This window comes from Bradyrhizobium murdochi (assembly GCF_000472965.1).
In the GTDB taxonomy this organism is placed as follows: Bacteria; Pseudomonadota; Alphaproteobacteria; order Rhizobiales; family Xanthobacteraceae; genus Bradyrhizobium; species Bradyrhizobium murdochi.
On the sequence record NZ_AXAU01000001.1, the window covers coordinates 184,318 to 196,666 of the forward strand.

The 12,349-nt window shown below is 63.6% G+C and carries 14 protein-coding genes; 8 read left to right on the forward strand and 6 right to left on the reverse strand.

The window, feature by feature from the left end; genetic code table 11:
- The first annotated feature begins 22 nt into the window (after positions 1-22).
- Together YUO_RS0100985 and YUO_RS46955 are read left to right on the forward strand one after the other, a co-directional pair.
- Positions 23-796 carry a glucose 1-dehydrogenase gene (locus YUO_RS0100985; RefSeq protein ID WP_028345616.1) on the forward strand — a complete coding sequence of 258 codons (774 nt, stop codon included), beginning with the start codon at positions 23-25 and terminating at the stop codon, positions 794-796.
- Positions 797-968: 172 nt separating this feature from the next.
- Positions 969-1,109 carry a hypothetical protein gene (locus YUO_RS46955; RefSeq protein WP_176721964.1) on the forward strand — a complete coding sequence of 47 codons (141 nt, stop codon included), beginning with the start codon at positions 969-971 and terminating at the stop codon, positions 1,107-1,109.
- 47 nt (positions 1,110-1,156) lie between these two features.
- Here the strand turns inward: YUO_RS46955 and YUO_RS0100995 are convergent, their stop codons facing one another.
- Entirely contained in the window at positions 1,157-1,765 is a 609-nt protein-coding gene (locus YUO_RS0100995) for an FMN-dependent NADH-azoreductase (protein WP_028345617.1), read from the reverse strand.
- 97 nt (positions 1,766-1,862) lie between these two features.
- Here YUO_RS0100995 and YUO_RS0101000 point away from each other — a divergent pair, with 97 nt between their 5' ends.
- Positions 1,863-2,264, forward strand: a complete 402-nt coding sequence (locus YUO_RS0101000) for a winged helix-turn-helix transcriptional regulator (protein ID WP_028345618.1) — start codon at positions 1,863-1,865, stop codon at positions 2,262-2,264.
- Here YUO_RS0101000 and dprA read toward each other — a convergent pair whose 3' ends face one another.
- A complete protein-coding gene (gene dprA, locus YUO_RS0101005) occupies positions 2,265-3,389 on the reverse strand; it encodes a DNA-processing protein DprA (RefSeq protein WP_028345619.1) in 1,125 nt (374 codons plus the stop codon). It lies immediately after the preceding gene.
- Between the two features lie 67 nt (positions 3,390-3,456).
- A complete protein-coding gene (locus YUO_RS47515; RefSeq protein ID WP_083754423.1) occupies positions 3,457-3,666 on the reverse strand; it encodes a GDCCVxC domain-containing (seleno)protein in 210 nt (69 codons plus the stop codon).
- 86 nt (positions 3,667-3,752) lie between these two features.
- On the opposite strand from YUO_RS47515, the gene YUO_RS0101010 reads away from it, so the two are divergent.
- From YUO_RS0101010 to YUO_RS0101020, 3 genes are all read left to right on the forward strand, one after another.
- Positions 3,753-4,991 (forward strand): amidase, encoded by a 1,239-nt coding sequence (locus YUO_RS0101010; RefSeq protein WP_028345620.1) that lies wholly within the window; start codon positions 3,753-3,755, stop codon positions 4,989-4,991.
- 277 nt (positions 4,992-5,268) lie between these two features.
- Positions 5,269-6,105 carry a helix-turn-helix domain-containing protein gene (locus YUO_RS43555; protein ID WP_083754424.1) on the forward strand — a complete coding sequence of 279 codons (837 nt, stop codon included), beginning with the start codon at positions 5,269-5,271 and terminating at the stop codon, positions 6,103-6,105.
- A 53-nt stretch (positions 6,106-6,158) separates the two neighbouring features.
- A complete protein-coding gene (locus YUO_RS0101020; RefSeq protein ID WP_028345621.1) occupies positions 6,159-6,722 on the forward strand; it encodes a cupin domain-containing protein in 564 nt (187 codons plus the stop codon).
- A 51-nt stretch (positions 6,723-6,773) separates the two neighbouring features.
- Here YUO_RS0101020 and plsY read toward each other — a convergent pair whose 3' ends face one another.
- Genes plsY through YUO_RS0101035 form a run of 3 tightly spaced genes read right to left on the reverse strand, consistent with a single transcriptional unit; the run spans position 6,774 to position 9,657 of the window.
- Positions 6,774-7,364, reverse strand: a complete 591-nt coding sequence (plsY, locus tag YUO_RS0101025) for a glycerol-3-phosphate 1-O-acyltransferase PlsY (RefSeq protein WP_028345622.1) — start codon at positions 7,362-7,364, stop codon at positions 6,774-6,776.
- A 35-nt stretch (positions 7,365-7,399) separates the two neighbouring features.
- Positions 7,400-8,701, reverse strand: coding sequence for a dihydroorotase (locus YUO_RS0101030; RefSeq protein WP_028345623.1), 1,302 nt, complete (start codon positions 8,699-8,701; stop codon positions 7,400-7,402).
- A gap of 2 nt (positions 8,702-8,703) precedes the next feature.
- A complete protein-coding gene (locus YUO_RS0101035) occupies positions 8,704-9,657 on the reverse strand; it encodes an aspartate carbamoyltransferase catalytic subunit (protein WP_028345624.1) in 954 nt (317 codons plus the stop codon).
- A gap of 256 nt (positions 9,658-9,913) precedes the next feature.
- Here YUO_RS0101035 and YUO_RS0101040 point away from each other — a divergent pair, with 256 nt between their 5' ends.
- Both YUO_RS0101040 and YUO_RS0101045 read left to right on the forward strand, forming a co-directional pair.
- Entirely contained in the window at positions 9,914-10,645 is a 732-nt protein-coding gene (locus YUO_RS0101040) for a M15 family metallopeptidase (RefSeq protein WP_028345625.1), read from the forward strand.
- Between the two features lie 22 nt (positions 10,646-10,667).
- Complete coding sequence (locus YUO_RS0101045) at positions 10,668-12,317, forward strand: acyl-CoA dehydrogenase family protein (protein WP_028345626.1); 1,650 nt, start codon at positions 10,668-10,670, stop codon at positions 12,315-12,317.
- The last annotated feature ends 32 nt before the right edge of the window (positions 12,318-12,349 follow it).

Here is a 12,349-nt window from a genome sequence, read left to right on the forward strand (position 1 = left end):
ATGCAACCACCGGAGACGTGTCATGATGCTCGCGAACAAGACGGCGTTGATCACAGGGGGCAACAGCGGCATCGGGCTTGCGACCGCAAAACTGTTCGTGGCCGAAGGTGCCCGGGTCGTCATAACCGGACGAAATCAGGCGACGCTCGATGCCGCTGCGAAGGAATTGGGCCCAAACGCGCTGGCGCTCGCGGCTGACGCCACCGACATCGCGGCGACCGAAGCTGCGATCGGGAAGGGGGCCGAAAAGTTCGGCAAATATGACATCCTGTTCGCCAATGCTGGGATCGCCGGTGGCACGCCGCTTGGTGACTCAACCCTCGAGACGTTCGAGAAAGTCATCAGCACCAACCTGACTGGCGTGTTCTTCACCGTGCAATCGGCGCTGCCGCATCTCAACGACAACGCCTCGATCATTCTCAACGGGTCGGTGATCGCGGTGCTCGGAATCCCCGGCTATTCGGCCTACGGCGCGGCCAAGGCCGGCGTGCGCGCGATGGCGCGGATCATGGCGTCGGAATTGTCGCCGCGTGGCATCCGCGTCAACGTGGTGGCGCCCGGCGCGATTCGTACCCCGATCTGGGGGGCGGCAATCGCCACGCCGGAAGCCGAAAAGGCGTTTGAAAAGCGCATCGCGTTGTCGACGCCGCTCGGCCGGATCGGCGAACCCGAGCATATTTCCAAGGCGGTCCTGTTCCTCGCTTCCGACGATTCTGCCCATGTGCAGGGCCAGGAGTTGTTCGTCGACGGTGGGGCCACGGCCTCTCCAAGCGGTGCGCCAATCTATCGGGGGTAAGCAGGTGCCGGCACGATCCAAGCCGGTCAGCGGTCTGATCTCGGTCGCGCTGGCAGGCTCCGGCGCCCTGCGGCGGATTGGCGCTGGGCCAGAACGCGCATTGAACCCGGGGTGTAACTGCAGGACATTTTGAGGCAGGCGTTCTTGCCAATCAAAGAACCGGAGAGCCGTCATGCCGAAAACCGCTGGCATCTCCTCGTCGGCGTCGCAAAGTTCGGATACCGCTCAACTTGTTTCAGTCGCCCTGTTTTCCGGGGTCGGTCTGCTGATCTCGCTGGTCGTCGTTATCCTCCGCATCAACGGTGTCTTCTGATCGACGGCTGCCGTCGCGCCTGGCGGCGGCAACCGCTCTCGGTCCGACTATGCCGCGTGCAGGTCGCTCGCGGCCCTCAGCGCGCCGGCCACCGCTTTTTCGCGGTGCTCCGGGCCGACCTGAATACCATCGGCGGAAATGAATTCGGGATTCCTGATGCCGATGAAGCCGAATACCCAGCGCAAATAGGTTTCGAGATGTTCGCCGAGCGCGGCCGGCGTGCCCGGGCCGTAATAGCCACCGCGCGAGATCGCGACGATGACGCGCTTGTTGCCGGCCAGCCCCTGGACACCTTGGGCATCGTATTTGAAGGTCTTCCCCGCGACCAGAATACGGTCGATCCAGGCCTTGAGCTGGCTCGGGATGGTGAAATTGTACATGGGCGCGCCGATCACGACGATGTCGGCGGCGAGAAATTCGTCCAGCATGGCCTGGCCGGCGGCGACGTCCGCCTGCAGCGAAGCCTCGACGGCCGCTCCCTGGCCGGCAGCGAGGTGTGAGCCAGTGAGATGCGCCAGCGGCGTCAGCGTGAGGTCACGGTAGCTGACTTCAAGGCCGGGGGTGGATTGACGCAGGCGGTCGACAATGGCGGCGGAAACCTGGCGGCTGACTGAGTGGGGGCCGAGAACGCTGGAATCGAGATGCAGAAGCTTCATGAGGGGTCACCCTTGGTATACGTTTGTAACTGGCGCTATATGAGTGACTGTCGTAAGGTCCCGCAAGAACGCACATTTTTTACACCCGAGCACATCCATGAGACCCGAGCACAAGAAAGTGCCTGCCCTGCCGGCCGGTCCCCACCTCGACAGCGACTGCCGCGGCGCCGCATCCGTGCTGGCGCGAGTCGGCGATAAATGGAGCGTGTTCGTGATCATGATGCTTGGCGATGGCCCGAAGCGCTTCAACGAAATCAAGCGCATGATCGGCGGCATCTCGCAGCGCATGCTGACGCTGACGCTGCGCGGGCTTGAACGCGATGGCCTCGTGACACGAACGGTGTTTCCGACCATTCCGCCGCGCGTCGACTATGAATTGACTGATCTGGGGCGTGGCCTATCCGAGCCGGTGAAGGCTCTCGGCACGTGGGCGATCAAGCATCAGCCGGAGATCCAACGCGCGCGGATGAAGTTCGATGCACGCAACGACAATGCCTAATTAGGTCAGCGACACCAGCCCGCCGCCGTGACGCTCCAGCCGTCCGGCAAGTTCGAGTTCGAGCAGCACCGTGCGGACGATGCTGGGCGAGAGGCCCGACATCCGGATCAGATCGTCGAGGCTGACCGGGCTCGGTCCCAGCAGCGCGACAATGCGCTCGCGTTCGCCTGGATCGGTGTCGAAGTCGAGCGGCTCGTCGTCCTCGCGCGCCTCGAGCGCGATCGGCCGTTCGAGGATCGGCTGAATGGCGTTGATGACGTCGTTTGCTTCGGTGACCAGCGCCGCGCCCTGCTTGATCAGATCGTTGGTGCCGGCGGCGCGCGGGTCGAGCGGCGAGCCGGGCACTGCGAACACTTCGCGGCCCTGTTCGGCGGCCATCCGCGCCGTGATCAGCGATCCCGACCGGTGCGCGGCCTCGATCACGACGACGCCGAGTGAGGCGCCCGAGATCAGCCGGTTGCGGCGTGGAAAGTCGCGGGCGCGCGGCACGTGGCCGATCGGCATTTCGGAAATCGCTCCGCCTTGTTTCAGCAAGATCGCCAGCAAATCTTGATGCTCCGGTGGATAGATCCGGTCGTGGCCGCCAGCCAGCGCCGCGACCGTGCCGCTTTCGATCGTCGCGCGATGCGCGGCCTGATCGATGCCGCGCGCCAGCCCGGAGATGACAATGAAGCCGGCGTCGCCGAGATCGCGCGCCAATTGGCCGGCGAATTTCAATCCGGCGCCGGAAGCGTTGCGCGAGCCGACGATCGCGATCATCGGCCGCATCAGCGCGTCGGGCGCACCGCGCACGCCGAGTAGCGGCGGCGGATCGTCAAGCGTCGCCAGCCGCGGCGGGTAGGCGGCTTCGCCCGGCGCCACCAGCGAAACGCCGATCTTGCTCGCCGCCGCGATCTCGGTCTGCGCCTCCTCCTCGCTGCAGATGCGCCCTGAACGCGCAGCGCCGCCACGCCGCGCCAGATCGGGCAATCGCTCCAGCGCCGCGCGCGCATTGCCGAAATGACTGATGAGCGAGTTGAAGGTGCGCGGGCCGACATTGTCGCTACGGATCAGGCGCAGCCGGTCGATCCGCTCGGCGTCGGTGAGGTGAAGGGTGGGAAGGGTATGTGGCGTCCGGTCATGCATGCGGACGCAGCTTTGCCCAACCTGAGATTGCGATCAACCTGTTTGACGTAAAAACGTCCTGAGCTTGTTAGCGGGAGCAGGCACCTTTGCCGCTTTCCTGAACGGGAGGACACGGCACGGAGCCGTATGAGCAGAACACGCAGCAGTCGCCCGCCAGCGGTTTCAGCCTCTCGCCGCAGCCTTTACAGACATACAAGAACTGGCAGGCGTCCGTTGGCATTTGCTCATCGGCTTGATGGTTGCAGCGCGGACAGGTCAGGATGGATTCAAGCTGCATCAGGAGTCACGGATAACTTTGACAGCGGCGGATCAATCATATTCCATCCAGCCGCCACGATCAAAAGCCGCAGGGAACCACGCCCCATGATCTCGCTCGCCGGCCTCCAGCGCCGCATAGATGCCGGCGAGCTTTCACCCGATGCCGCCGTCGCGCAGTCGATGGAAGCGATCACCACACAGGACAGGACGATCGGCGCTTTCGTCTGCCGTGCCGAAAATCTGCGCGCGGCGAGCACCGGACCGCTGCGCGGCATCACGGTGGGCATTAAGGACATCATGGATACGGCGGAGTTTCCGACCGAGATGGGCTCGCCGATCTACCGGGGATATCGATCGCGCGGCGACGCTGCCGTCGTGATGATGCTGAAGCAGGCGGGCGCAAGCATCATCGGCAAGACCACAACGACGGCATTCGCCTCGCTGGATCCGACGCCGACACTCAATCCGCACAACAAGGGTCATACACCCGGCGGATCGTCATCGGGTTCGGCGGCAGCGGTTGCGGCCGGCATGATCCCGCTGGCGCTGGGGACGCAGACCGGCGGTTCGGTGATCCGGCCGGCCTCGTTCTGTGGCGTCGCCGCGATCAAGCCGTCCTACCACGTGCTGCCGACGGTCGGGGTGAAATGCTATTCGTGGACGCTTGATACGGTGGGGCTGTTCGCGGCCGGCATCGATGACGTCGCGCGCGGGTTATCGGCAATGACCGGCCGGCCGGAATTGCTTCTGCCGCCCACGATTTCAACACCACGCATCGGCGTCGTGATCCAGGATTTCGCGGGCGCGCCGGAAGCGTCAGGCGAGGCTGCGTTGCGGATTGCGAAGCGGGCGGTGGAGAAAGCCGGTGCCCCGGTGCGGGCATTGGATTTGCCCAAAATTGTTGCCGAGGCATGGTTGGCGCAACCGGTCGTGCAAGAGTTTGAGGCGCATCGGGCGCTCGCCTGGGAGTATCGTGAACATTACGCGGAAATGGCGCCGCTCTTGCGGGCCAAGCTGGATGGGAGCAGGGACACAACGCCCGCCGCCTATGACGCGGCGATTAGAATAGCGGACCGCGCCAGACAAGCGCTGGAAAAAGTGTTCGATGATGTCGATGTGCTGCTGACCTTCTCGGCACCAGGTGCTGCGCCGCGGGGTTTGGTTTCGACCGGCGACGCCCGCTATAACCGGCTCTGGACGCTGATGGGCGTGCCCTGTGTCAACGTTCCGGCTATTGTGGCGGGCGTCAATTTGCCAGTCGGCGTGCAGGTGATTGCGAGATACGGCGCTGATGCCCACGCACTGGCGGCGGCGCGGTTTGTGGAAGACGCGCTTAAATCGTAGATCCGGTCGTGGCCAGTGCCAGCACCGCGATCATGTCTCCGGGGGGATTGTCGGGTGATCGCGCTGTTGGGGGGAAGCAGGCCCTCAATGCCGCACGAATTGTTCAGGAAGGGCTTGAGCGAAGCGACGCGGAGCAAACTCTTCGATTTCAGTCAATCGAGTTTTTTTGTTGCCATGACGCAACCTAATCCGCCATCGCTCCGACCAAACGAAGTTCGTGCCCGCGATGGCAGGTCAACGCGAATAATCCGCCTACGACGCAAGACGACTGGTAGCGATGGTCAAGCCCGATTTCTTCTCCCCAGGTCAGCCCCTCGATGAGGTTGCCGAAGCCATTTGGGACGTGGATTTTGATAATGCGATCACGGCACGGGCACTTACCATTAAGGTTCTGCCGACGATATCGCCGATCCTTGTTGTTCATTACCGCGCGGCGATGACAAGGGAGCATCGGTCTGAGTATAGACGAGCTGCAAACGGCATGCAGACCAAGTCAATGACCCTTCGCCCGAGTGGTCCAGTCGGAGCTGTGCTTGTCCGCCTCAAGGCTGAAGAGGCCGGCCGTATCCTCGGCTGCGACTTGGCTGATATAACCAACGCCAGCATCGAGCTCTCAGACATTTTTGGAAATCGAGAAGCGTCGCTGCTGGCGGAAAGCCTCGCGGCAGCAAAGAGTGCAGGCGAACGTGTGGCGCGGATGCGGCGATTTCTGCTCAGCCGGATGGAAGCCCGCCGCATCGATCCCGTGGCGCGGGGGGCGATCCTCGCGCTCAAGCGGGATCCCGCCATTACAATGAACCAACTCGTTTCGCATTTGGGCGTGGGCGAGCGCAACCTGCAGCGCCGCTTCAAGAAGCAGATCGGCATCAGCCCAAAGCAATTTGCTCGTGTCGCACGGATACAAAGTGTCGTCGCTATGCGCCTGAAAGGTAGCGATTGGGCCAACGTTGCCTACGAGGTCGGCTATAACGACCAGGCCCACCTGATCAACGATTTCCGGTCACTGGTTGGCGCGCCGCCCGAGGCGTTCTTTCGCAGCACGACGGAGGCGGAATATCGCCACTGGAACGCACGCCTGGCGGCGTCGGATTTTTACAATACGTTTCTGATCTAGCTGATTAGGCAACGCATCTCGAAGCTGGCCGACGGCATGAAGCGAGGAGATGCATGATGCTAACCGAAATCAAACTCGGAACCAGGCTCCACAATGCCTTTGACAAAGAGACATTCGTTTTTTCAGGTCCCGTTGATGACCCTTCCGTCGCCCGTTTCGAGGTGATTCTCGATAAGGGCGGATCAGGTGGGGGCAATGCGGTGGTCCATATCCACCCCGGCGCGGACGAGCATTTCACAGTAAAGTCGGGCCGCATCCGAATTGTCATCGAAGGCAAGGAGCAAGTTGTTGAAAGCGGCGGAAGAGCGATTGTACCGCGCGGCAAGGCTCACTTCTTTGCCAACGCCGGAGAGGACGCGGCCGAGCTTGAGATCGAGTTCACTCCCGCCCAGCAGCATCTTCGCTTCTTCGCTAACTTCGCCATGCTAGCGGCCCGCAAGGTTGGAGCATCCAGCACAGGCCGTCCGAACTTCCTGATGATGGCGCTTGTGCTGCACACATATCGCGGTCATCTTTATCTCGCGGGCCCGCCGATCCTCCTGCAGAAAATCATCTTCGCAATGCTTGCGCCGCTGGCGAGGCTTCGCGGGTACCGACTGGCGATTGAGCCGCTGTGAAGCAGCAACTCGCGTCATGTCCGGCCCAGTAGGACCAGTTGCGCGGCTGATCTACCTCGCGCCGATCCGCCCCTCGGTCCCGGCCTGCAAGCGCTTGATGTTTTCGCGATGCGACCAGAACAAAAGCAAGGTCAGCACGACGAACAGCGACGCCAGCTCGGGGTGACCGAACCACCAAAAGAACAGCGGTGTGATGAACGCGGCAACGAGCGCCGACAGCGACGAATAGCGTGTCGTGAACGCCGTCGCGAGCCAGATCAGGCAGAACATCAAGGCTGCCAGCGGGAACAGGCCGATCAGGACGCCGATATAGGTGGCGACGCCTTTACCGCCGTTGAATTTGAGCCACACCGGGAAGAGGTGGCCAAGAAAGGCGCCTAGCGCCGCCAGCACCGCCGCGTTACCGCCGCCGTAACGGCTTGCAATGTAGACCGCGACCGTGCCTTTGAGCGCGTCGCCGATCAGCGTCGCCGCGGCGAGGCCCTTGCGGCCGGTGCGCAGCACGTTGGTGGCGCCGATATTGCCGGAGCCGATCGAGCGCAGATCCTGCGTGCCGGCAAGTTTGGTCAGCACCAGCCCAAACGGGATCGAGCCGAAGAGATAGCCGATCAGGAAGGCGACGACGAGGAATGCCTCAGACATTGCGGTAGCTCCCACCGCGGGCTGGTTCGGACGAATCAGACGTGTTCATAAACTGTCCGCCCGCCCACGATAGTACGCACGACGCGTCCCGAGAAGCGGGCTTCGTCGAACGGGGTGTTCTTGCACTGCGATTTGAGGTCGGCGGGATCGAGCACCCAGGGCGTATCGGGGTCGATGACGATCACGTCGGCCGGGGAACCCGCCCGCAGCGTGCCGCCGGGCAGGCCGAGAAGCTCCGCAGGGCGGGTCGACATCGCCCGGATCAGCGTCTTGAAATCCATTTCGCCGTTGTGGATCAACCGCAGCGCCGCCGGCAGCATGGTCTGCAGCCCGACCGCTCCGGAAGCCGCTTCCGCGAACGGCAGCCGCTTCACCTCGACGTCCTGCGGATTGTGGTCGGACATCACGACATCGACCAGGCCGGAGCCGACGGCCGCTACCAGCGCCAGCCTATCTTCCTCGGTGCGCAGCGGCGGCGACAACTTCAAGAAGGTGCGGTAGGGGCCGATGTCGTTTTCGTTGAGTGTGACGTGGTTGATCGATACGGAAGCGCTGACGTCGAGGCCGGCGTCGCGCGCACGCTTGAGGATTTCCAGCGACTCGATCGACGACAGCGAGGCCGCGTGATAGCGCCCGCCGGTCAGTGCAACCAGACGCATGTCGCGTTCGAGCATCACGGCTTCGGCGGCGTTGGGAATGCCGGCGAGCCCAAGCCGGGCGGCGAACTCGCCCTCGTTCATCACGCCTTCGCCGACGAGATCAGGGTCCTCGGTGTGGTGCACGATCAGCGCGTCGAAATCGCGCGCATAGGTCAGGGCCCGGCGCATCACCTGCGCATTGGTGACGCTCTTGTCGCCATCGGTGAAGGCGACCGCGCCGGCGGCCTTCAAGAGGCCGATCTCGGTCATTTCCTGGCCGCCCAGCCCCTTGGTCAGCGCCGCCATCGGGTGGATGTTGACAATCGCGGTGTCGCGGGCGCGGCGCAGCACGAAGTCGACGGTGGCCGAATTGTCGATGACGGGCGAAGTGTCCGGCTGGCAGATGATGGTGGTGATGCCGCCGGCGGCCGCCGCCTGGCTCGCGGAGGCAAAGGTTTCGCGATGGCTGGCGCCGGGTTCGCCGACAAAGGCGCGCATGTCGATCAGCCCGGGGGCGACGATCTTGCCAGCGCAATTGATGATGTCGGTACCTTCAGGCACGCCGGCGGCGCCGATGCCGCGCCTGGAGTCACGGATCGTTCCGTCGGCAATCAGGACGTCGCCGGGGCCGTCAAGGTCCCTGGAGGGATCGACGACGCGGGCATTGGCGAGCAGGATCGGACGGCGGTCAGTCAGCATGATTACGCGTTCGGCAGGTTGCGGGCGAGCGCTTCAAGCACCGCCATCCGCACTGCCACTCCCATTTCCACCTGTTCACGGATCAGCGATTGCGCGCCATCGGCCACGATCGAGTCGATCTCGACGCCGCGGTTCATCGGGCCCGGATGCATCACCAGCGCGTCCGGCTTGGCGTAAGCGAGCTTCTTCTGGTCGAGGCCGAAATAGTGGAAATATTCGCCCGACGACGGCACGAAGGAGCCGTTCATGCGCTCGCGCTGCAGCCGCAGCATCATCACGATATCGGCGCCGTTGAGGCCTTCGCGCATGTCGCGCGCGACCTCGACGCCCATCCGCTCGATGCCGCGCGGCAGCAGCGTGGAGGGAGCGACGACGCGGACACGCGCGCCCATGGTGTTGAGCAGGAGGATATTGGAGCGCGCTACGCGGGAATGCATGACGTCGCCGCAGATCGCGATCACGAGGCCTTCCAGCCGGCCTTTATTGCGGCGGATGGTCAGCGCGTCCAGCAGCGCCTGGGTCGGATGTTCGTGCGCGCCATCGCCGGCATTGATCACGGAACCGTCAACCTTGCGCGCCAGCAGTTCCACCGCGCCGGAGGCGTGGTGCCGCACCACCAGGATATCCGGGTGCATGGCGTTGAGCGTCACCGCGGTGTCCATCAGCGTCTCGCCCTTGCGGATCGAGGACGAGGACACCGACATGTTCATGACGTCGGCGCCAAGCCGTTTGCCCGCCAGTTCGAACGAGGACTGGGTGCGGGTGGACGCCTCGAAAAACAGGTTCACCTGGGTGCGACCGCGCAAGGAGGTGCGCTTTTTGTCCACCTGGCGGTTGAGCTCGACATATTCCTCGGAAAGGTCGAGCAGGCCGGTAATATCGGCAGCGGAAAGCCCCTCGATTCCCAGCAAGTGCCGGTGCCCGAGGACGAAGGTCGATTTCGATGCAGGGGTCATTAAAGCGAGAGCTATAGGCAGAGATGCCATGCAGGGCAAGCTTCAAATCCGGGGTGCCGACTTATCCACTAGCGCTTCCGCGACAGGGTAAATGGGGCCCCAGTGTTCCGGGCCTGGGGATTCCACTAGAATGGTCGGGATTGGCACCGCGACACATCGGGGAAAAGGTGCGGCATTTCACTCAATGCATTCGGATCATGTGGGCGCTGCCGTGACCGTCGGCAGGGGTGTGGGAAGGCGGATCACACTCGCGGCGATGTTCGCGGCGGGCTGCTTCGTAAGCGCCGCCGCGCAGGCGCCAAAACTGCCCGCCGATTTCGTATATTTGCGCGATATCGACCCGACCATCATCCAGGATATCCGCTACGCCGGCTCGAACAATTTTGTCGGCCGTCCACTGCGGGGCTATGCGGCCGCCGAATGCGTGGTGAAACGCGAGGTCGGCGTGCTCTTGAGGAGCGTTCAGGAAGAACTCGCGCTGCAGAACCTGTCGCTGAAGATGTTCGATTGCTACCGCCCGGCGCGCGCGGTGGCCGACATAGTGGCCTGGTCGCGCGATGGCCGCGAAACACCGGCGCAGAAGCGCTACAATCCATCGTTCAGCAAGGCCGACCTGTTTCGCCTGGGCTATATTGCCGAACGTTCCGGGCATTCGACCGGAGCTGCGCTCGATCTCACATTGGTTGATCTGAAGGCCGACAATTCGGCAACCTTCGATCCCGCCAAGGATTATGCCGATTGCATCGCCAACGTGAACCTGCGCGCGCCGGAAGGCAGCGTCGATATGGGCACCGGCTACGATTGTTCCGACGCCAAGTCGCACAGGGCGGCGAAATCCATCACCGCGGCGCAACGCCGCTGGCGCGAGAAGCTGGTTCAGGTGATGGCGCGGCGAGGATTTGTAAACTATTCGAAGGAGTGGTGGCACTTTTCGCTGCCGGGCGCGGGCGGGCGGGCCTATGATTTCCCGATCACGCCGCGGAAGTGATTTTACCGTTCCAGGATCAGCCATGAGCCAGGCAACATTTTCGACCCACGAGGTCTTCAACCAGTCGCCGCCATTTTGGGATGTCGATCTATACGTGGCCGACCGGCCGCTGCTCGATGCAGTTGCCGCCAATGGCGGCGCGGCGGCAGAGGGGGAGCTGTCTGACTTCGGCAAGCATTGGGGTTCTGCGGCAATGGCGGAGCGCGGCCGCATCGCCAACGAGAATACGCCCAAGCTGCGTGCCTTCGATCCACGCGGCAATCGCCGCGACGAGGTCGAGTTTCACCCCGCCTATCACGAACTGATGGCGCATAGTGCGCATGCCGGCGTGCACAATTCGACCTGGACCGCCGACGGTAAGCCGGCCGGCGGCGCCTCCGAAGTGGTGCGCGCCGCGAAATTCTACATGGCCGCGCAGGTCGAGACCGGGCATCTCTGCCCGATCACCATGACGCGCGCTTCGGTGGCGGCGCTTGCGGAACAGCCTGATCTGTTGGCGAAGGTGATGCCGGTGCTCGGCACACGGTCCTATGACCCGAGCTTTGCACCGTGGCCGACAAAACGCGGCATGACGCTTGGCATGGGCATGACCGAGAAGCAGGGTGGCACCGACGTCCGCTCCAACATGACGCGGGCGGAGCGTGATGGGGACGCCTACCGCATCACTGGCCACAAATGGTTCATGTCGGCGCCGATGTGCGACGCCTTTCTGGTGCTGGCGCAAGCCAAGGATGGCTTGACCTGCTTCTTCATGCCGCGCTTTGCCCCGGACGGTTCGGTCAACGCGATCCGGTTCCAGCGGCTGAAAGACAAGCTCGGCAACCGCTCGAACGCCTCCTCGGAAGTTGAGTTTCACAGCGCCTACGCCGAGCGCGTCGGCGCCGAGGGCAAGGGCATCCGCACCATCATCCAGATGGTGCAGTTGACGCGGCAGGATTGCGCGATTGCTTCCGCCGGGCTGATGCGATCGGGCCTGGCGCATGCGCTCCATCATGCACGGCACCGCAGCGTGTTCCAGAAACATCTCGCTGACCAGCCATTGATGCAGGCGGTGCTGTCGGACATGGCGCTGCATGTCGAGGCCACCGTCGCGCTGGTGATGCGGCTATGCCGTTCGTTCGATCGCGCTCCCCTTGACGCCAAGGAAGCCGCCTATATGCGGCTGCTGACGCCCGCCATCAAATACTGGGTCTGCAAGAGCGCTCCGGGCTTTCTCTATGAGGCGATGGAGTGCCTCGGCGGCAACGGCTACGTGGAGGAGGGCATTCTGGCGCGGCATTACCGGGAGTCGCCGGTCAATGCGATCTGGGAAGGCTCCGGCAATGTGATGTGCCTCGACGTGCTGCGCGCATTATCGCGCGAGCCCGAAGCGGCCTCCGGCATCGTGCATGAACTGACCGGCGAAACGCTCGGATTGCCGGGCGCGGGTGAAGCAACCGCATTTATCGGCAAGGCGTTCCACCGGCCGGACAGCGAGCGCGTGGCGCGGCTGGCGGTCGAAAAACTGGCGCTGCTGGCGGCTGCTGCCGCGCTCAATGCCGTGTCGCCACGGCATGCCGAGTTGTTCGCAGCCACGCGCCTTGCCGGCAACCACGCCGGCATGTATGGCGCGGTCGATCTGGATAGCGGCGACGTCCGCCGCCTTCTGGGGCGCGCGCTGCCGAGAGCATGAATGCGTCTCACCGTCGTGGCTGGCTTGCTGCC